The 19,365-nt window shown below is 63.4% G+C and carries 16 protein-coding genes; 10 read left to right on the top strand and 6 right to left on the bottom strand.

What is annotated here, in order from left to right; all coding sequences use genetic code 11:
• Positions 1-124: 124 nt before the first annotated feature.
• Positions 125-841, bottom strand: coding sequence for an SIMPL domain-containing protein (locus IWW33_RS15960; RefSeq protein WP_046784458.1), 717 nt, complete (start codon positions 839-841; stop codon positions 125-127).
• 202 nt (positions 842-1,043) lie between these two features.
• Here IWW33_RS15960 and IWW33_RS15965 point away from each other — a divergent pair, with 202 nt between their 5' ends.
• From IWW33_RS15965 to IWW33_RS15980, 4 genes are all read left to right on the top strand, one after another.
• Positions 1,044-2,300, top strand: a complete 1,257-nt coding sequence (locus tag IWW33_RS15965; RefSeq protein ID WP_046784457.1) for an ATP-binding protein — start codon at positions 1,044-1,046, stop codon at positions 2,298-2,300.
• Positions 2,300-2,860 (top strand): response regulator transcription factor, encoded by a 561-nt coding sequence (locus IWW33_RS15970; RefSeq protein ID WP_039604181.1) that lies wholly within the window; start codon positions 2,300-2,302, stop codon positions 2,858-2,860. Before IWW33_RS15965 ends, IWW33_RS15970 begins: the two co-directional genes overlap by 1 nt.
• A gap of 206 nt (positions 2,861-3,066) precedes the next feature.
• Positions 3,067-4,008, top strand: coding sequence for an AEC family transporter (locus tag IWW33_RS15975; protein ID WP_174141558.1), 942 nt, complete (start codon positions 3,067-3,069; stop codon positions 4,006-4,008).
• 54 nt (positions 4,009-4,062) lie between these two features.
• A complete protein-coding gene (locus tag IWW33_RS15980; protein ID WP_046784455.1) occupies positions 4,063-5,418 on the top strand; it encodes an amino acid permease in 1,356 nt (451 codons plus the stop codon).
• 75 nt (positions 5,419-5,493) lie between these two features.
• Here the strand turns inward: IWW33_RS15980 and IWW33_RS15985 are convergent, their stop codons facing one another.
• The 5 genes from IWW33_RS15985 to gatC form a co-directional block, all read right to left on the bottom strand.
• Positions 5,494-6,537: a calcium/sodium antiporter gene (locus IWW33_RS15985; RefSeq protein WP_046784454.1), complete on the bottom strand. Its 1,044-nt coding sequence runs from the start codon at positions 6,535-6,537 to the stop codon at positions 5,494-5,496.
• 60 nt (positions 6,538-6,597) lie between these two features.
• Positions 6,598-6,972, bottom strand: a complete 375-nt coding sequence (locus tag IWW33_RS15990) for a septal ring lytic transglycosylase RlpA family protein (protein WP_115275495.1) — start codon at positions 6,970-6,972, stop codon at positions 6,598-6,600.
• 165 nt (positions 6,973-7,137) lie between these two features.
• Positions 7,138-8,583 (bottom strand): Asp-tRNA(Asn)/Glu-tRNA(Gln) amidotransferase subunit GatB, encoded by a 1,446-nt coding sequence (gene gatB / locus IWW33_RS15995; protein WP_039603446.1) that lies wholly within the window; start codon positions 8,581-8,583, stop codon positions 7,138-7,140.
• Between the two features lie 11 nt (positions 8,584-8,594).
• Positions 8,595-10,046: an Asp-tRNA(Asn)/Glu-tRNA(Gln) amidotransferase subunit GatA gene (gene gatA / locus IWW33_RS16000; protein WP_115273939.1), complete on the bottom strand. Its 1,452-nt coding sequence runs from the start codon at positions 10,044-10,046 to the stop codon at positions 8,595-8,597.
• 15 nt (positions 10,047-10,061) lie between these two features.
• Positions 10,062-10,349 carry an Asp-tRNA(Asn)/Glu-tRNA(Gln) amidotransferase subunit GatC gene (gene gatC, locus IWW33_RS16005; RefSeq protein ID WP_012316094.1) on the bottom strand — a complete coding sequence of 96 codons (288 nt, stop codon included), beginning with the start codon at positions 10,347-10,349 and terminating at the stop codon, positions 10,062-10,064.
• Between the two features lie 204 nt (positions 10,350-10,553).
• On the opposite strand from gatC, the gene mreB reads away from it, so the two are divergent.
• The 6 genes from mreB (at position 10,554) to IWW33_RS16035 (ending at position 19,361) form a co-directional block, all read left to right on the top strand.
• A complete protein-coding gene (mreB, locus tag IWW33_RS16010) occupies positions 10,554-11,591 on the top strand; it encodes a rod shape-determining protein MreB (RefSeq protein ID WP_003255163.1) in 1,038 nt (345 codons plus the stop codon).
• Positions 11,592-11,741: 150 nt separating this feature from the next.
• Positions 11,742-12,818 carry a rod shape-determining protein MreC gene (gene mreC, locus IWW33_RS16015; protein ID WP_115273940.1) on the top strand — a complete coding sequence of 359 codons (1,077 nt, stop codon included), beginning with the start codon at positions 11,742-11,744 and terminating at the stop codon, positions 12,816-12,818.
• Positions 12,818-13,306, top strand: coding sequence for a rod shape-determining protein MreD (gene mreD / locus IWW33_RS16020; RefSeq protein WP_012316092.1), 489 nt, complete (start codon positions 12,818-12,820; stop codon positions 13,304-13,306). The genes mreC and mreD overlap by 1 nt, the downstream gene beginning before the upstream one ends.
• A gap of 33 nt (positions 13,307-13,339) precedes the next feature.
• Positions 13,340-13,951 carry a Maf family protein gene (locus IWW33_RS16025; protein WP_115273941.1) on the top strand — a complete coding sequence of 204 codons (612 nt, stop codon included), beginning with the start codon at positions 13,340-13,342 and terminating at the stop codon, positions 13,949-13,951.
• 54 nt (positions 13,952-14,005) lie between these two features.
• Entirely contained in the window at positions 14,006-15,463 is a 1,458-nt protein-coding gene (gene rng, locus IWW33_RS16030) for a ribonuclease G (protein ID WP_012316090.1), read from the top strand.
• Positions 15,464-15,551: 88 nt separating this feature from the next.
• Positions 15,552-19,361: a YhdP family protein gene (locus tag IWW33_RS16035; RefSeq protein ID WP_174141557.1), complete on the top strand. Its 3,810-nt coding sequence runs from the start codon at positions 15,552-15,554 to the stop codon at positions 19,359-19,361.
• Positions 19,362-19,365 lie beyond the last annotated feature (4 nt).

Here is a 19,365-nt window from a genome sequence, read left to right on the forward strand (position 1 = left end):
AATGATGGCTTTTTGCGGGATGTTTCGCGGGAGGGAATTTGTAGGAAGCACTATTTGAGTGCGTAGGAAATGTCTCTATTTGTGCTGCTGGGGCGCAATGCGCCCCTTGTATCGCCTGCGTTGATCAAGGCATCTGCACTTCGATCAGGCCGTCAGCGTTCATGCTGACTTCGCTGGTGCCCGCCTCGATATCCGGCGCCGGTGCTGCTTCGTCGGCACCCATGGCTTTCATGGCCATTGGCGCGCTGCGCAGATAGGGGCGTGGGTAGCCGCTGCTGTTGAGGTTCAGGCTGACCACTTTATAGCCCTTGCCACCCAGGGCTTCGGTGGCCAGTTGCGCACGGGCCTTGAAGGCATTGACCGCATCCTTGAGCAAGGCGTCTTCGCTGGCCTTGCGCGTGGCCGGGGCGATGGAGAAGTCCATGCCGCCCATCTTAAGGTCTTGCAGCAGGTCGGCACTGAGCTGAGAGAGGGCCGGGAAGTCGGCGCTTTCCAGGCGCACTTCGGCACGCTCGCGCCAGCCGGTGATCTTCTGCCCCTTGCTGTCGTAGACCGGGTAGCTGTTGCGGCTGCCCTGGCTGATTTTCACGTCCTTGACCTGGCGGGCCTGCTGCACGGCCTTGTTCATGGTTTCGGTGATCTGTTTGGCAAGCTTGCCCGGGTCGGTGTTCTGCGCTTCGCTATAAAGGGTCACGACCATCAGGTCGCGGGGCACTTCCTTGCTGACTTCTGCGCGCAGCGATATCTGGTTGTAGCGCGGCTCATCAGCCGCCAGCGCCGGCAGGCTGGCGAGCAGGCCGCAGGACAGGATCAGGGCAGCGCCGCGACGAGGGTTAGGCATGTGATACTCCTTGGCAATGAAAGGCGTGGGTTCTGGCCATCCATCCCACGCATGGCCCATCAGACCGGGATCAGTGTAGTGGGTTCAAAAGTGCCATCATGAAGCTGTGACAAACTGTGGCGCTTTGCCGCATCGCTGCAGCTGGGCGCGCGCCTTCGGTATACTCCAGCCGATTGTCCTGGAGCACTCATCAGGAGAGCTCATGCTCGCCGCCGCACAACCGCTGTCCGCTACCCGCCAGAACCTCTGGCGCCTGACTGTCATTCGCGTTCTGGTCCTGGCCGCTCAGGCAGGCTCGGTGGGCGTTGCCTACTGGACCGAACTGCTGCCGCTGCCGTGGTTTTCCCTGGCCGCGACCCTGGCTCTGTCGTCCCTGCTGTGCGCCTTCACCGCGTTGCGCTTGCGCCTGTCGCTGCCGGTCACCGAACTGGAATACGCGCTGCAACTGGCCTGCGACCTGCTGATCCACAGCGCGCTGCTTTATTACTCGGGCGGCTCGACCAACCCCTTCGTTTCCTATTACCTGGTGCCGCTGGCCATTGCCGCCGTGACCTTGCCCTGGCTCTACTCGCTGATCCTGTCGGGTATCGCCCTGACCGCCTACAGCCTGTTGCTGGTGCAGTTCTACCCGCTTGAAGGCCTGCCGATGGCGCGGGACAAGATGCAGGTCTACGGCATGTGGTTGAGCATCGCGCTGGCGGCTGCGGTGATCACCTTCTTCGCCGCGCGCATGGCCGAAGAGCTGCGCCGTCAGGAAAAACTGCGCTCCGAACGGCGCGAAGAAAGCCTGCGCGACGAACAATTGTTGGCCGTGGCCACCCAGGCCGCGGGTGCCGCCCATGAGCTGGGCACGCCGCTGGCGACCATGAGCGTGCTGCTCAACGAAATGCGCCAGGACCACGCCGACCCGCTGTTGCAGGAGGACCTGCAGATCCTTCAGGACCAGGTCAAGCTGTGCAAGGAAACCCTGCAGCAACTGGTGCGTGCCGCTGAAGCCAATCGCCGCCTGGCGATGGTGGAGCAGGACGTGACCGAGTGGCTCGATGAGGCGCTGAACCGTTGGCACCTGATGCGTCCGGAAGCCAGCTACCGCTTCCAGCGTCTGCGCGACGGCCAGGTGCCCCGCCTGACCCCGCCACCGGACCTGACCCAGGCGCTGCTGAACTTGTTGAACAATGCCGCCGATGCGTGCCCTGACGACCTGGAGGTACGCCTGGACTGGGACGCCCAGGACATCGTCATCAGCATCCGCGACCATGGCCCCGGCGTGCCGCCGGCCATTGCCGAAGCAATCGGCAAACCCTTCATTACCACCAAAGGCAAAGGCTTCGGCCTGGGCCTGTTCTTGAGCAAAGCCAGCGTGACCCGTGCGGGCGGTTCGGTGAAACTCTATAGTCATGAGCAGGGTGGCACCCTGACCGAACTGCGCCTGCCCCATGGCAAGCGAGGAGATGAATGATGAGCGAAGAAAACCAGGTCGAAAGCGAAGAGCTGCCGCACCTGCTGCTGGTGGATGACGATGCCACCTTCACGCGGGTCATGGCCCGTGCCATGAGCCGTCGCGGTTTCCGCGTGAGCACTGCAAGCTCCGCCGAGGAAGGCCTGGTCCTGGCGCAGAATGATCTGCCGGACTACGCCACGCTGGACTTGAAAATGGAGGGCGACTCCGGCCTGGTGCTGCTGCCCAAGCTGCTGGAGCTGGACCCGGAAATGCGCGTGGTGATCCTCACCGGCTACTCGAGCATTGCCACGGCGGTCGAGGCGGTCAAGCGCGGGGCGTGCAACTACCTGTGCAAACCGGCCGATGCCGACGATGTGCTGGCGGCACTGCTTTCGGAGCATACGGACCTGGATACGTTGGTGCCGGAAAACCCCATGTCGGTGGACCGCTTGCAGTGGGAGCACATCCAGCGCGTGCTCAGCGAGCACGAGGGCAATATCTCCGCTACCGCGCGGGCGCTGGGCATGCACCGGCGCACGTTGCAGCGCAAGCTGCAGAAACGGCCTGTGCGGCGCTAACTTATCCTGGCAGTACCGGCCCTATCGCCGGCAAGCCGGCCCACAGGTGCTCCACAGTATTCAGGCTTGATGGGGACCAGTGGGAGCCGGCTTGCCGGCGATAGGGCCTAACAGAAATTTCTTTATATTGCAGCTGATCCCCGCAACTCCTGACGCGTTGGCGTATCATTAGCCCCCTAACGGCAACCCTTCAGGATCGCTAGCGCATGCTCGCCCTTCTTATCCAGACGCTGAACATCACGGCGCCCGTCTTCGCCATGCTGTTCCTGGGCGTGCTGCTCAAACGCATTCACCTGATCGACGACAATTTCAACCGGGTTGCCTCGCAACTGGTGTTCAACGTCTGCATGCCTGCGCTGCTGTTCCTCGGCATCTACCATGCCGACCTGGCAACGGCGATCAAACCGGGTGTCATCCTCTATTTCGTCGCTGCCACCCTGGTCGGCTTCGCCGTGGCCTGGGGCCTGGCAATCTGGCGCAGCCCGCTGGCCGACCGCGGCATCTACACCCAGGGTGCGTTTCGCGGCAACAACGGCGTGATCGGCCTGGCCCTGGCCGCCAGCCTTTACGGGGACTACGGTATCTCGCTGGGGGCAGTGCTCGCAGGCCTGGTGATCCTCCTGTACAACTCGCTTTCAGCCGTAGTGCTGGCGGTATACAGCCCGGACCTGAAGTCCGACCCGTGGAGCATCTGCAAGAGCATTTTCAGCAACCCGCTGATCATCAGCGTGCTACTGGCCACGCCCATGGCCTACGGGCAGGTACCCCTGCCCAACTGGTTGCTCACCTCGGGCGACTACCTCGCGCAGATGACCCTGCCGCTGGCGCTGATCTGTATCGGTGGCACCCTGTCGCTCAACGCCCTGCGCGACAGCGGCAAGTTGGCCATCGATGCCAGCCTGGTGAAGATGCTCTGGTTGCCGCTGTTCGGCACGCTCGGTGCCTGGCTCTGCGGTTTTCGCGGGGCCGAGCTGGGCATTCTGTTCCTGTACATCGGCAGCCCCACTGCGGCGGCCAGTTACGTCATGGCACGGGCAGCCAACGGCAATCACGAACTGGCGGCATCGATCATCGTGATCAGTACGCTAATGGCGGCGATCACCACCAATATTGGTATTTTCATCTTGCAGTGGGGCGGATGGATCTAGATCCTTGACTGCATACCTCAAAAAACACTGCCTCACTGAGCTTAAGGACACTTCATGCAAGACCAGAGCACGCCCGAGCGGTTGCAGCGCGGGCTGAAGAATCGCCATATCCAGCTGATCGCGCTGGGCGGTGCCATCGGTACCGGGTTGTTCCTGGGTATCGCCCAGACCATCCAGCTGGCGGGCCCCTCCGTTTTGCTGGGCTATGCCATCGCTGGCCTGATGGCTTTCTTCATCATGCGCCAGTTGGGCGAAATGGTGGTCGAAGAGCCGGTAGCCGGCAGTTTCAGCCACTTCGCACACCAATACTGGAGTGAGTTCGCAGGCTTCGTCTCGGGCTGGAACTACTGGGTGGTGTATGTGCTCGTGGGTATGGCCGAGCTCACCGCCGTTGGCATCTATGTGCAGTACTGGTGGCCGGAGTTTCCCACCTGGGCCACGGCGGCGATCTTCTTCGTGGTGATCAACCTGATCAACCTGACCCAGGTCAAGGTCTATGGCGAGATGGAGTTCTGGTTCGCCCTGGTCAAGGTGGTGGCCATCGTCAGCATGATCGGTTTCGGCGCGTGGCTGCTGAGCAGTGGCCACGGCGGTCCGGACGCCAGTGTGGCCAACCTGTGGCAATACGGCGGGTTTTTCCCCAATGGCGTCACCGGGCTGGTGATGGCGCTGGCGGTGATCATGTTCTCCTTTGGTGGCCTGGAGCTGGTGGGCATCACGGCCGCCGAAGCGGACAACCCGCGCCAGAGCATTCCCAAGGCAACCAACCAGGTGGTTTACCGTATCCTGATTTTCTACATCGGCGCGCTGGCGGTGCTGTTGTCGCTGTACCCGTGGCAGAAGGTCGTGCAGGGTGGCAGCCCGTTCGTGATGATCTTCCACGAACTGGACAGCGACCTGGTGGCGACCATCCTCAATATCGTGGTGCTGACAGCTGCGCTGTCGGTCTACAACAGTTGCGTGTACGCCAACAGCCGTATGTTGTTCGGCCTGGCCAGCCAGGGCGACGCACCACGCCAGCTGCTCAAGGTCAGCCGCAGCGGTGTGCCACTGACTGCGTTGGGCGTGTCGGCTTTCGCTACGGGCATGTGCGTGGTGATCAACTACCTGATGCCGGGTGATGCATTCGGCCTGCTGATGGCGCTGGCGGTGTCGGCGCTGGTGATCAACTGGGCGAGCATCAGCATTACCCACCTGAAGTTCCGCAAGGCCAAGCTGGCGGCAGGTATCCAGCCGTTCTACCAGAGCTGGGGGCACCCGTTCACCAACTACCTGTGCCTGGCATTTATCGTGCTGATTCTGGTGGTGATGTACCTGACCCCGCCGATTCGTATTTCGGTGATGCTGATACCCGGGTGGATTGCGCTGCTTTGGGTAGCGTTCCGGTTGAAGAAAGCCCGGCAGGCTTGAGTCAGGGTGCATGTCTTGAGTGGTGCGGCGCGCCACCCAAGCCATGCTCTTCGTCGCGACACTACCTTCCCGCCGTTAGTGCTGCCGCCGCCAGGCCCTCACAGTGGTGTACAACAGCACCAGGCCGAGCACTGGCAGAACGTAGAAGAGCATCAGCCGTTCCAGGCGGCCGGCCAGCGGCATGCCGATGGTGAACGCCACCACGTGCAGCCCGTAGACCAGGTAAAGGCCAAGTAATACCAGCCCTTCGGCCCGGGTAATCCGGTACCCGGAGTAGAACACTGGCAGGCTCAGCGCCGCGACGCCGAGCATTACCGGAAGGTCGAAGCCCAGTGCGTTTGGCGATATGGTCAGCGGCTCGGGTGTAGTCAGTGCGGTCAGGCCTAGCACCGCCAGCAGATTGAACAGGTTGCTGCCGATCACCGTGCCCACGGCGATCTCCCGTTCCCCTCGCAGGGCGGCAATCAGCGCCGCAGCCAGTTCGGGCAGTGACGTGCACACCGCGACAACGGTCAAGCCGATGATGCGTTCAGACAAGCCCAGGTCGGTCGCGACTTCGACCGCCGCTTCCAGCAGCAAGTGGCCGGCCAGGCTGAGCAGGCCGAAGCCGAACGCCACTTGCAGCAGTGTGCCGGTCCAGAAGCGCCCGGCGCTGCTGGCCAGCGCACGCGGTGCAGGGTAAGTGCGGGCATAGTGGCGCGACTGGTGCCAGAGCATGACCAGATACCCCACGAGGCCTGATAGCAGCACCAGCCCTTCCACGCGCCCCAGATGGCCGTTGGCGGCCAGCGCATAGACCAGTGCGCTGGCGAGGATCATCAGTGGAATGTCCAAGCGCACCAGTTGGCGGGACACGCGTAGCGGGATGATCAATGCAGCCAGGCCAAGGATCACCAGAACATTGAAGATGTTACTGCCGATCACGCTGCCCACGGCCACATCGGGCGCGCCCTGATAGGCGGCCTGCAGGCTGACGGTCAGCTGTGGCGCCGTACTGCCGAATGCCACCAGGCTCAGGCCAATGATCAGCGGCCGTACGTGTACACGCTGTGCCAGGCGAAGGGCGGCACGCACCAGCAGTTCGGCGCCGGCCACCAGCAACAGCAAGGCTATGCCCAGTTGCAGGAGGCTGAAGGTGGGGAGGGTGGCCAGGTCGAAAATGGTTGGAACTCCGTTGCGTCAGTCGCTTAGACCTTGTACCCGCACGCGCGCCGTTCCGCTACGGATCATGCCGATTTTTTCTGCTGCAGCGCGCGACAGGTCGATCAGCCGGCCGCGTGTGTGCGGGCCGCGGTCATTGATGCGGACCACCACGCTGCGTTGGTTGGCGAGGTTGGTGACCAGTACCCGGGTGCCGAAGGGCAGGCTGCGATGCGCTGCGGTCAGGCCGTGCTGGTTGAAGGCTTCGCCGCTGGCGGTGCGTTTGCCGTGGTGGCGGGCGCCGTAATAGGAGGCGGTGCCGGTCTGGTTGTAACCACGGGGGTCGATGTCGTGGCTGGCGCAGCCGGCCAACAGGGAAAACAGGGCCAGGGTGGCGATGGATCTTTTTAGCAAGGTGATGCTCCGGTGCTGCCATTGGGCGCGCTTGGCGGCGCGGTGGCTGTAGGAGCCGCCTTGTGTCGCGAAAGGGCCGCAGCGCGGCCCCATGGCCAGGTCACTGCATAAGCCTTTGGGGCTGCTTTGCAGCCCTTTCGCGACACGAGGCCGCTCCTACAAAGCTCACCCTTCGAGCTTGGCCTTGAGCAATTGGTTCACTTGCCCCGGGTTGGCCTTGCCCTTGGAGGCTTTCATCGCCTGGCCGACGAAGAAGCCGAACATCTTGCCGCGCTTGGCTTCATCGGCGGCGCGGTACTGTTCGACCTGCTCGGCGTTGGCAGCAAGCACTTCATCGAGCATCTTGTCGATCGCGCCGGTATCGGTGACCTGTTTCAGGCCTTTGCTCTCGATGATGCTGTCGGCATCGCCTTCACCGGCGGCCATGGCCTCGAACACGGTCTTGGCGATCTTGCCGCTGATGGTGTTGTCGCGGATACGCAGCAGCATGCCACCGAGCTGCTCGGCACTGACCGGTGCCTGGTCGATCTCGATACCCAGCTTGTTCAGCAGGCTGCCCAGTTCGACCATGACCCAGTTGGCTGCCAGTTTGGCGTCGCCGCCAATCTTCACCACCTGCTCGAAGTAGTCCGCCTGTTCACGGCTGGAGGCCAGCACGTTGGCGTCGTAGGCCGACAGGCCATACTGGCTCTGGAAGCGCTCGACCTTCTGCGGTGGCAGCTCCGGCAAACCGGCACGGATGGTTTCGAGGAAACTGTCCTCGATCACCACCGGCAGCAGGTCCGGGTCGGGGAAGTAACGGTAGTCGTTGGCTTCCTCCTTGCTGCGCATGGAGCGGGTCTCGTCCTTGTTCGGGTCGTACAGGCGGGTTTCCTGAACCACCTTGCCGCCATCTTCGATCAGGTCGATCTGGCGCTGGATTTCGCTGTTGATCGCGCGCTCGATGAAGCGGAACGAGTTGACGTTCTTGATCTCGCAGCGGGTGCCGAACTCGGCCTGGCCTTTGGGCCGGATCGAGACGTTGCAGTCGCAGCGCAGCGAGCCTTCAGCCATGTTGCCGTCGCAGATGCCCAGGTAGCGCACCAGCGCGTGGATCGCCTTGACGTAGGCCACGGCCTCCTTGGCGCTGCGCATGTCCGGTTCGGAAACGATTTCCAGCAGCGGGGTGCCGGCACGGTTCAGGTCGATACCGGTGGAGCCGCTGAAGTCTTCGTGCAGGCTCTTGCCGGCGTCTTCTTCCAGGTGCGCGCGGGTTACGCCGATGCGCTTGATGGTGCCGTCTTCCAGGGCGATGTCCAGGTGGCCCTTGCCGACGATCGGCAAGTCCATCTGGCTGATCTGATAGCCCTTGGGCAGGTCGGGATAGAAGTAGTTCTTGCGCGCGAACACGTTGCGCTTGCCGATCTGGGCATCGATCGCCAGGCCGAACATGCAGGCCATGCGCACGGCTTCCTGGTTCAGCACCGGCAGTACGCCGGGCATGCCAAGGTCAACCAGGCTCGCCTGGGTGTTCGGCTCGGAGCCGAAGGTGGTGGCGCTGCCGGAAAAGATCTTCGACTGGGTGGCCAGCTGGGTATGGATTTCCAGCCCGATCACAACTTCCCATTGCATGTGTGAATTCCTCAGAAGCCGTTGGGGGCGCGGGTGTGCCAGTCGGTGACCTGCTGGTAGCGGTGCGCGACATTGAGCAGGCGGCCTTCCTGGAAGTACGGGGCCAGCAGCTGTACGCCGACCGGCAGGCCATCGACGAAGCCGGCTGGCATCGACAGGCCCGGCAGGCCCGCCAGGTTGGCGGTGATGGTGTAGACGTCTTCAAGGTATGCCGCGACCGGGTCGCTGCTCTTGGCGCCGAGCTTCCAGGCCGGGTTGGGCGTGGTCGGGCCAAGGATCAGGTCGACGCCTTCGAAGGCGGCCATGAAGTCGTTCTTGATCAGGCGGCGGATCTGCTGCGCCTTGACGTAGTAGGCGTCGTAGTAGCCAGCCGACAGGGCGTAGGTGCCGACCATGATGCGGCGCTGGACTTCGGCACCGAAGCCTTCGCCACGGGAGCGCTTGTACAGGTCGGTCAGGTCTTTGGGGGCGTCGCAGCGGTAGCCGAAGCGCACGCCGTCGAATCGCGACAGGTTGGAAGAGGCTTCGGCCGGCGCGATCACGTAGTACGCAGGGATTGCGTGCTGCATGTTCGGCAGGCTGATTTCCTTGACCACTGCGCCGAGCTTTTCCAGCTCCTTGACGCTGGCCTGGACCAGTTCGGCGATGCGCGGGTCGAGGCCGGCGCCGAAGTACTCTTTCGGCAGGCCGATGCGCAGGCCTTGCAGCGAGGCATTCAGGTTGGCGCTGTAGTCCGGCACCGGCTCGTCAATGCTGGTGGAGTCCTTGGCGTCGAAACCGGCCATGCCTTGCAGCAGCAGCGCGCAGTCTTCGGCGGTGCGGGCCAGCGGGCCACCCTGGTCGAGGCTGGAGGCATAGGCGATCATGCCCCAGCGCGAAACGCGACCGTACGTCGGTTTTAGGCCTGTGAGGTTGGTCAGTGCTGCCGGCTGTCGGATCGAGCCGCCGGTATCGGTGCCGGTGGTCGCCGGCAGCAGGCGGGCAGCCACGGCCGCAGCGGAGCCGCCGGACGAGCCGCCTGGCACGTGCTCGAGGTTCCAGGGGTTTTTCACCGCGCCATAGTGGCTGGATTCGTTGGCAGACCCCATGGCGAATTCGTCCATGTTGGTCTTGCCCAGGGTGACCATGCCGGCCTCGGCCAGCTTGGCGACCACGGTGGCGTCATACGGCGCCTTGAAGTTGTCGAGCATCTTCGAGCCGCAGCTGGTGCGTACGCCGTTGGTGCAGAACAGGTCCTTGTGGGCGATAGGGGCGCCCAGCAGTGCGCCGGTCTCACCGGCGGCGCGACGGGCGTCGGCGGCACGGGCCTGGCCCAGGGCCAGCTCCTCGGTGACGCTGATGAAGCTGTTGAGTTGCGGGTCGAGCTGCTGGATGCGCGCCAGCAGGGCGCCGGTCAGCTCTTCGGAGGAAAACGACTTGTCGGCGAGCCCGCGGGCGATCTCGGCCAGGGTCAATTGATGCATGGCAGGCACTATCCCTTACTCGATGACTTTGGGAACCAGGTACAGACCGCTTTCGGTCTTTGGTGCGATGGCTTGGTAGGCATCGCGCTGGTTGCTTTCGGTGACCTGGTCGGGACGCAGGCGCTGGCTGGCCTCCAGGGGGTGGGCCAGGGGCTCGATGCCGGTGGTGTCGACCGCTTGCATCTGGTCGACCAGCCCGAGAATGCTGTTCAGTGCATCGGTAATGCGTGGCAGTTCGCCTTCATTCAGGCCCAGGCGGGCCAGATGGGCGATCTTTTCCACGTCGCAGCGTTCAAGCGCCATGGGTATCTCCAGGGGAAACAAAGAACGGAATAAGGTCCGTGATGAGGAACATGTCGGCATTCTGGCGGTCATACGGCCGCGATCATCTGCTGGCGTGCTCGGAAAAACGACCAATTTAACATATTGGCTCCTTGCCCAAAATCCCTGCCATTGTTAGAGTTTGCCGCACTTTTTTACCCACGCTTTCCCCAGGGTCACTTTCCCATGTTCAAGAAACTGCGTGGCATGTTTTCCAGCGATCTCTCCATCGACCTGGGTACTGCCAACACCCTTATCTACGTGCGTGAGCGCGGTATCGTCCTGAATGAGCCCTCGGTAGTTGCCATCCGTACCCACGGCAACCAGAAAAGCGTCGTCGCCGTCGGTACCGAAGCCAAACGCATGCTGGGCCGTACGCCCGGCAACATTGCTGCCATTCGTCCGATGAAGGACGGCGTCATCGCCGACTTCAGCGTTTGTGAAAAAATGTTGCAGTACTTCATCAACAAGGTTCACGAGAACAGCTTCCTCCAGCCCAGCCCTCGCGTGCTGATCTGCGTGCCGTGCAAGTCGACCCAGGTAGAGCGCCGCGCCATTCGTGAATCGGCTCTGGGTGCCGGTGCCCGTGAAGTGTTCCTGATCGAAGAACCAATGGCCGCTGCCATCGGTGCGGGCCTGCCGGTCGAAGAAGCCCGTGGCTCGATGGTCGTCGATATCGGTGGTGGTACTACTGAAATCGCCCTGATCTCGCTCAATGGCGTGGTCTACGCCGAGTCTGTCCGCGTTGGCGGCGACCGCTTCGACGAGGCCATCGTCACCTATGTGCGCCGCAACTACGGCAGCCTGATCGGCGAATCCACTGCCGAACGCATCAAGCAGGAAATCGGTACCGCCTACCCGGGCGGCGAAGTGCGTGAAGTCGACGTGCGCGGCCGCAACCTGGCCGAAGGCGTGCCACGTGCCTTCACCCTGAACTCCAACGAAGTGCTCGAAGCCCTGCAGGAGTCGCTGGCGACCATCGTTCAGGCCGTAAAAAGCGCCCTGGAGCAGTCTCCGCCGGAGCTGGCCTCCGACATCGCCGAGCGTGGCCTGGTGCTGACCGGTGGTGGCGCGCTGCTGCGCGACCTCGACAAGCTGCTGGCCCAGGAAACCGGCTTGCCGGTGATCGTTGCCGAGGACCCGCTGACCTGCGTGGCCCGTGGCGGCGGTCGCGCCCTGGAGATGATGGACAAGCACGCGATGGACCTGCTCTCCAGCGAGTGATCGAGCGCCCGGTTTACAGGTGGCACGCGCAGTGCTACCTGTATGCGTTGGGCTGGCGTCCGTTGGGGCGCCGCTTCCGTCAACCCGCAACCAGGCTGGTGCGTTGTCCCATGTCCAATGACTTCCTGAGTCGTCCACGAGGAACGGCCCATTAAACCGCTTTTCTCCAAGGGCCCTTCGCTGGGCGTGCGCCTGCTCGTACTGGTGGTGCTTTCGGTCGCGCTGATGGTGGTCGATGCGCGCTTTGACCTGCTCAAGCCCGTGCGCAGCCAGATGGGCCTGGTACTGATGGAATCGTACTGGATCACCGACTTGCCTCAGCGGATGTGGCAAGGTGTTGCGGGCCAGTTCGGCAGCCGTAACGAACTGATCGCGGAAAACGAGAAACTCAAGACCGAAGCCCTGCTGCTGCAGGGGCGCCTGCAGAAGCTGGCGGCCCTGACCGAGCAGAACGTGCGCCTGCGCGAGTTGCTCAACTCCTCTGCACTGGTCAACGAGAAGGTCGAGGTGGCTGAGCTGATCGGCGTCGACCCCAACCCGTTCACCCACCGTATCCTGATCAACAAAGGCGAGCGCGACGGTGTGTTCCTTGGCCAGCCGGTGCTCGATGCCCGCGGCCTGATGGGCCAGGTGGTCGAGCTGATGCCCTACACCGCACGAGTGTTGCTGCTGACCGACACCACCCACAGCATCCCGGTACAGGTCAACCGTAACGGCCTGCGCGCGATTGCCAGCGGTACTGGCAACCCGGAGCGTCTGGAGCTGCGTCATGTTGCCGACACGGCTGACATCAAGGAAGGCGACTTGCTGGTGAGCTCCGGCATGGGCCAGCGCTTCCCGGCCGGCTACCCGGTGGCCACGGTCAACGAAGTGATCCATGACTCCGGCCAGCCGTTCGCCATCGTTCGCGCCATTCCTACCGCCGCACTCAACCGCAGCCGCTACATGCTGCTGGTGTTCAGCGACCGGCGTTCTCCGGAGCAGCGTGCCACCGACGCGGCGCTCGCCCAGGAAGAGGCGGACCGCAAGGGCGCAGCGAACCCTGCTCAGCCTGGCGCCAATGGCGAACAGGCTGCCCCCGGCACGCCTGCAGCGGCAGCGCCGGCCCCGGCCACGCCGGCGGTACCTGCCACAGCGGCCCCGGCCCCGGCCGCTTCAGCACCGGCCCCGGCACCCGCCAGCCCTGCCGCAGCGCCTGCGGCACCCGCCCAGCCTCGGAGGCAATGATGGCCAAAACGCGCCGTAACCACGGGTGGGTCATCTGGCTGACCTTCGCCATTGGCCTGCTACTCAGCGTCTCGCCCATGCCACCGTTTCTCGAGGTGTTCCGGCCCATGTGGCTGGCGATGCTGGTGTCGTTCTGGACGCTCATGGTCCCGAACAAGGTCGGCATGACCACTGCGTTCGTGCTGGGTCTGGCCGAGGACGTGCTGTACGGCACGCTGCTCGGGCAAAATGCCCTGGTCCTGACCCTGATCACCTTCCTGGTGCTGTCGCTGCAGCAGCGTCTGCGCATGTTCCCGATGTGGCAGCAGAGCCTGGTAATCCTGGTGATCTTCGGTATCGCCCAGCTGATCCAGTTGTGGCTCAGTGCGCTCACCGGCAACCGTTTGCCGACGCTGGCGCTGGTCTGGTCGGCGGTCATCAGCGCCTTGCTCTGGCCGTGGATCAGCTTCGCCCTGCGTGATCTGCGCCGGCGTTTGCATATCAACTGACGGCGCCGCCGCCACCGACAGGGAGATGTCTGCATGAAACCACTTTACCTGGCCTCCGGCTCGCCCCGTCGTCGTGAATTGCTGGCCCAGATCGGCGTGCCGTTCACCGTCACCAGCGCCCCCATCGATGAAACCCCGCTGCCAGACGAAAGCGCCGTGGCGTATGTCGAACGCCTGGCCCGGAGCAAGGCCGAGGCTGGCCTTGCCAGTCTTGCCGGCCCGGCCGTGGTGCTCGGCGCAGACACTGCGGTGGTGCTCGATGGTCGTATTCTCGGCAAACCGGAAAACCGTGAAGATGCCTTGGCCATGCTGGCCGACCTGGCAGGGCGCGAACATCAGGTGTTGACGGCGGTGGCGCTGAGCGATGGCCAGTGCTGCCTGAGTGTCTGCGTCACCAGCAACGTACGTTTTCGCGCCATCGACCCGCAAGAAGCACAGCGCTATTGGGCCAGTGGCGAGCCAGTGGATAAAGCCGGCGGTTATGCCATCCAGGGCTTGGGGGCGGTATTCGTGACCGGCCTTCAGGGCAGCTATTCGGCGGTAGTCGGCCTGCCCCTGAGCGAGACGGCCGAGCTGCTCGCCCAATTCGGTATCGCCTGCTGGCAGGTGCCGGCGCTTTCTCCTGAGGTAACAAAGCAGCAGTAGCCAGCCCGGCGCCCGCGATCCATGATTACCGAAGACCTTTGACGAGAGCCTGCCATGAGTGAAGAGATCCTGATCAACATCACCCCGATGGAGTCGCGTGTGGCGGTGGTGGAAAACGGGGTGCTGCAGGAAGTGCACGTCGAGCGCACCCAGCGTCGCGGCATCGTCGGCAATATCTACAAGGGCAAAGTGGTGCGGGTGCTGCCAGGCATGCAGGCGGCGTTCGTCGATATCGGCCTGGAGCGCGCCGCGTTCATTCATGCCTCGGAGATTTCCCAGCGCGAAGGTTCTGCCGTGGAGACCATCACCGCACTGGTACACGAGGGCCAGGCCCTGGTGGTGCAGGTGACCAAGGACCCCATCGGTAGCAAGGGCGCACGGCTGACCACCCAGCTGTCCATACCGTCGCGTTACCTGGTGTACATGCCGCGCAGCAGCCATGTCGGCATTTCCCTGAAGATCGAAGACGAAGCCGAACGTGATCGCCTCAAGCAGGTGGTCAGTGACTGCATGGACAGCGAAGACATCAAGAACGCCGGCGGTTTCATCCTGCGCACTGCTGCCGAGGGCGCACGGGCCGAAGAGATCCTGCAGGACATCCGCTACCTGCGCCGCCTGTGGGAGCAGATTGGCAGCCAGATCCAGACCTGCGGCGCGCCGACGGTCATCTACGAGGATCTTGGCCTGGCCTTGCGCACACTGCGTGACCTGGTCAACCCCAAGATCGAGAAGATTCGCATCGACTCACGGGAAACCTTCCAGAAAACCACGCAGTTCGTTGCCGAACTGATGCCGGAGATCGCCGACCGCCTGGAGCACTACCCGGGTGAGCGGCCGATCTTCGACCTGTACGGCGTCGAGGACGAAATCCAGCGCGCACTGGATCGCAAGGTGCCGCTCAAGTCCGGCGGCTATCTGGTGGTCGACCCCGCCGAGGCAATGACTACCATCGATGTCAACACCGGCGCCTTCGTCGGCCACCGCAACCTCGAAGAGACCATTTTCAAGACCAACCTCGAAGCGGCCACGGCAATCGCCCGGCAGCTGCGCCTGCGCAACATTGGCGGGATCATCATCATCGACTTCATCGACATGGAGGATGAGGACCATCAACGCCAGGTGCTGCGTACGCTGGAAAAGCAGCTCGAACGTGACCATGCCAAGACCAACATCATCGGCATCACCGAACTGGGCCTGGTACAGATGACCCGCAAGCGTACGCGCGAGAGCCTGGAGCAGGTACTGTGCGAACCCTGCACCGCCTGCCAGGGGCGTGGCAAGCTGAAGACTCCGGAAACGATCTGTTACGAAATTTTCCGCGAGATCCTTCGTGAAGCCCGCGCCTATCAGGCAGAAGGCTATCGGGTGCTGGCCAACCAGAAGGTGGTCGACCGCTTGCTCGATGAAGAGTCCGGCAACGTGGCCGAGCTGGAAACGTTCATCGGTCGAACCATTCGCTTCCAGGTCGAGTCGATGTACTCGCAGGAGCAGTACGATGTGGTGCTGCTCTGAGGCTTTCTGATACCCAGCCCAAGGTGCTCGGGCTGGCAAAACCGCTGCTTCGAGCCATCATGGATAAACGACCTGGAGGGCCTTGGCCATGGGACGTCTGACCCGCGTTCTTGTCGCCTTGACCCGTTGGGGGCTGGGCATCTGCGCCCTGCTGGCTGTGTTGGTGGCGCTCTATGTCAGCCTCGGCCGGGAGCTGGTGCCACTGGTGGCCGAATACCGCGCCGACCTTGAAAGCAAGGCCGAGCAGGCGTTGGGCCTGCCGGTGCATGTGGGGGCGCTTGAAGGGCGCTGGAGTGGCCTGGCGCCGGTGCTGCGGGTACGTGACCTGCAGTTGGGCGAGGGCGCTTCGGCGTTGCGCCTGGATGACGTCAAGCTGGTGCCGGACCTCTGGGCCAGCCTCACTGCACGCGAAGTACGCCTGGCGCATATCCAGTTGGCGGGCCTGCAACTGATCCTGCGTGAGAACGAGCAGGGCGGTTGGGCGCTTGAAGGCTTACCGAAAAAGGACGACGCGCCGCTGGACCCGGCCGAGGTGCTGCAGCGTTTGCAACAGTTGGGCCGTATCGACGTATTCGACAGCCAGGTTACCCTGCAGCCTTGGCAGCGTGACCCGTTGACTCTTACCTATGTCAGCCTTGGCCTGCAGGCCGGCGCTTCACGTCAGGCGCTGGACCTGCGTGCGACCCTGCCTGACGGCCAGCCGTTGGCACTGAACCTGCGCAGCCGGGTAACGCCCCAGGCCTGGCGCGATGGTAAGGCAGAGGCTTACCTGAGCCTGCCGCAGAGCGACTGGGCGCGTTGGCTGCCGCCACGCCTGCTCGGCCAGTGGCAGGCCCAAGCCCTGCGCGCCGGTGGTGAATTCTGGGTTGACTGGGACGAGGGCCGGTTGCAGCAGGCGGTGGTCCGGCTCAATGCCCCTCAGTTGCGCGGCGCCTATGCCCAGCGCCAGGCGGTGACACTGGATAACCTGGCGGTCTCGGCCTGGTTCCAGCGTCGCGAGCAAGGGTTCGATGTGGTTGTCGATTCACTGGCTGCCAACATCGGCAAGGCTCGCTGGGAGTCGAAGCTGCAGGTGCGTCAGCGCGCAGGTGAGGAACCCGCAGGGGAAAGCTGGCAGGTGCAGGCCGACCGCCTTGACCTTGCGCCGCTGACGCCTTTGATAGATGCACTGGCGCCACTGCCTGAAAAATTCATGACTGCGGTCGATGCGCTGAATGTGACTGGTGCCGTGCGCAACTTGCGCCTCGACTTGCGGCCCAAGGCCGAGGGTGATCAACGGCTGCAGTTCGCTGCCAATCTGGAAAAAGTGGGTTTTGACGCCTACCACGGCGCACCCGCTGCCGGCAATGTCAGCGGCAGCATCAGCGGAGACCTGGGCCATGGCGAGCTGCGCCTGGATACCGACGCTTTCATGTTGCATCTGTATCCGATCTTCGCCAAACCTTGGCATTATCAGAAAGCCAACGCCCGTTTGACCTATACCCTCGACAAAGAGGGTTTTACCTTGGCTGCCCCCTACCTGAAAGTGCTGGGCGAAGAGGGCAAGATCGCCGGGGATTTCCTGATTCGCCTGCTGTTCAATGAAGGCAGCGAGAGCTATATGGACCTGCGCGTAGGCCTGACCGAGGGCGATGGGCGCTACACCGCCAAATACCTGCCTGAAGTGCTCAGCCCGGCGCTCGATGAGTGGCTGCGCAGTGCCATCGTCAAGGGCAACGTCGATGAAGGCTACTTCCAGTACCAAGGTTCGCTGAACCACGGTGCCAGCCCCGAATCGCGCAGCATCAGCCTGTTCTTCAAGGTGCACGACGCCGCCCTGAACTTCCAGCCTGGCTGGCCACAGGTGCAAAACGTCGATGGCGATGTGCTGATCGAGGACAGTGGCGTGCGCATCAAGGCCCATAAAGGCCTGTTGCTGGACACCCAGGTAAGTGACGTCAGTGTCAACATTCCCCATGTGGAGGGTGCCGAGCAAAGCCGCCTGTACCTTGATGGCAATTTCGACGGCAGCCTCGGCGATGGTCTGAGGATTCTCAAGGAAGCGCCTATCGGCACGGGCGAAATTTTCGCAGGATGGGAGGGCGAGGGGCCGCTCAAGGGCAAGCTCAAGCTCGACATCCCCCTGGCCCGAGGACAACGCCCGAAGGTACAGGTCGACTTTGCCACCTCCGATGCACGCCTCAAGGTTGCGCCGCCAAGCCTGGAGCTGAGCCGACTCAAGGGCGATTTCAGTTTCGATCTCGACAAGGGGCTGAGCGGGAAGAACATCGCCCTGCAGGCATTTGGCAAGCCGGTGACCGCGCAGATAACCGCCGGGGGCCAGCCTGGGCAGATGCAGACGCGTATCAGCGCGAATGGCCACGTGGCGCTCCGGGCCTTGACCGACTGGCTGCAGTTCAAGCAGCCCTTGCCGGCGTCCGGTGACCTGCCCTATCAATTGCAACTCAACCTTGGCAGCCGCGACAACAGTCTGAGCGTGAATTCGTCGCTCAAAGGCCTTGCAATCGATTTGCCTGCGCCGTTCGGCAAGGCCGCAGCAGATACCCGTGAGAGCCGATTCAGCATGAGCCTGCAGGGGCCTGAGCGGCGTCTGGATGCTGCCTACGCCGACCTTGCCCGCTTTGCCTATGCCGCGCCCAGCCAAAACCTGGCGCAAGGTCGCGGCGAACTGCTGCTGGGGGCAGGGCAGGCGCAGGTGCCAGCTGGGCAGGGCCTGCGTGTACGGGGGCGCCTCGAGAGCCTGGACCTGGCGCCCTGGCAGGCGCAGATGACGCAGATGAGTGGCGACGACCCTGGCGCAAGTGCCCGGCAGACTCTGCAGAGCGTAGACCTGAGCATCGGCCAGTTGAAGGCCCTTGGCATGGACCTGAACCAGGCGGTCGTGCGTCTGGCCCGGGGAGGCCCAGCGTGGGATCTGCGCCTGGACAGCAAGGAAGTCATCGGCAATGCACGTTTACCCGATGCCAAGGGCGCACCGATGACCGTGCGCCTGCAGACCTTGCGCCTGCCACCAGCGGACCCGGCGCAGGCACAGGCCGAGGAAGGCCCTGACCCGCTGGCCTCGTTCGACCCACGCAAGGTACCGGCACTGGACCTGACCATCGACAAGCTGTACCGCGGCGACGACCTGTACGGCAACCTGGCGCTGAAACTGCGCCCGACCGCTCGAGGGGTGGCAGCTCAGGATATCGACCTCGTCTTCAAAGGCCTGCACATCGACGGCCGGGGCGGCTGGGAAGGTTACAGCGGCGCCACCAGCAGTTGGTACAAGGGCCGCCTGGATGGCAAGAACCTGGCCGACGTGCTCAAGGCCTGGGGCTTCGCGCCTACCGTGACCAGTCGTGACTTCCGTCTGGATGTGGATGGCCGTTGGCCCGGTTCGCCAGCCTGGGTCGGCCTAAACCGTTTCTCAGGCAGCATGGATGCGGCGTTGCGCACAGGGCAGTTCGTCGAAGTGGAGGGCGGCGCGCAAGCCTTGCGGGTGTTCGGCCTGCTCAACTTCAACTCCATCGGCCGGCGTCTGCGCCTGGACTTCTCCGACCTGTTCGACAAGGGCCTGGCCTATGACCGGGTAAAAGGCTTGCTGGTAGCCAGTGACGGCGTCTACGTGACCCGCGAGCCGATCAGCGTGACCGGGCCTTCGAGCAACTTCGAGCTCGACGGTACGCTGGACCTCGTTCGCGACCGGGTCGACGCCAACCTGCAGGTCTCCCTGCCAGTGACCAACAACCTGCCGCTGGCCGCGCTGATCGTCGGCGCACCGGCGGTCGGTGGGGCGCTGTTTCTGGTCGATAGGCTGATCGGTGACCGGGTATCGCGCTTCGCCAGCGTGCACTATCGCATCGAAGGGCCGTGGAAAGAGCCTAGAATCACCTTTGTGAAACCGTTCAACAAGTAGTGCC

Source organism: Pseudomonas sp. M2 (assembly GCF_015751845.1).
In the GTDB taxonomy this organism is placed as follows: Bacteria; Pseudomonadota; Gammaproteobacteria; order Pseudomonadales; family Pseudomonadaceae; genus Aquipseudomonas; species Aquipseudomonas putida_E.

Excerpts from the sequence above, each read along its gene's own strand:
- IWW33_RS16025 (WP_115273941.1), top strand. The coding sequence starts at position 13,340 with ATGAAACCACTTTACCTGGCCTCCGGCTCGCCCCGTCGTCGTGAATTG.
- gatB (WP_039603446.1), bottom strand. The coding sequence starts at position 8,583 with ATGCAATGGGAAGTTGTGATCGGGCTGGAAATCCATACCCAGCTGGCC.
- gatC (WP_012316094.1), bottom strand. The coding sequence starts at position 10,349 with ATGGCGCTTGAACGCTGCGACGTGGAAAAGATCGCCCATCTGGCCCGC.
- mreB (WP_003255163.1), top strand. The coding sequence starts at position 10,554 with ATGTTCAAGAAACTGCGTGGCATGTTTTCCAGCGATCTCTCCATCGAC.
- rng (WP_012316090.1), top strand. The coding sequence starts at position 14,006 with ATGAGTGAAGAGATCCTGATCAACATCACCCCGATGGAGTCGCGTGTG.
- gatA (WP_115273939.1), bottom strand. The coding sequence starts at position 10,046 with ATGCATCAATTGACCCTGGCCGAGATCGCCCGCGGGCTCGCCGACAAG.
- IWW33_RS15970 (WP_039604181.1), top strand. The coding sequence starts at position 2,300 with ATGAGCGAAGAAAACCAGGTCGAAAGCGAAGAGCTGCCGCACCTGCTG.
- IWW33_RS15975 (WP_174141558.1), top strand. The coding sequence starts at position 3,067 with ATGCTCGCCCTTCTTATCCAGACGCTGAACATCACGGCGCCCGTCTTC.
- IWW33_RS16035 (WP_174141557.1), top strand. The coding sequence starts at position 15,552 with ATGGGACGTCTGACCCGCGTTCTTGTCGCCTTGACCCGTTGGGGGCTG.
- mreD (WP_012316092.1), top strand. The coding sequence starts at position 12,818 with ATGGCCAAAACGCGCCGTAACCACGGGTGGGTCATCTGGCTGACCTTC.
- IWW33_RS15960 (WP_046784458.1), bottom strand. The coding sequence starts at position 841 with ATGCCTAACCCTCGTCGCGGCGCTGCCCTGATCCTGTCCTGCGGCCTG.
- IWW33_RS15980 (WP_046784455.1), top strand. The coding sequence starts at position 4,063 with ATGCAAGACCAGAGCACGCCCGAGCGGTTGCAGCGCGGGCTGAAGAAT.
- IWW33_RS15965 (WP_046784457.1), top strand. The coding sequence starts at position 1,044 with ATGCTCGCCGCCGCACAACCGCTGTCCGCTACCCGCCAGAACCTCTGG.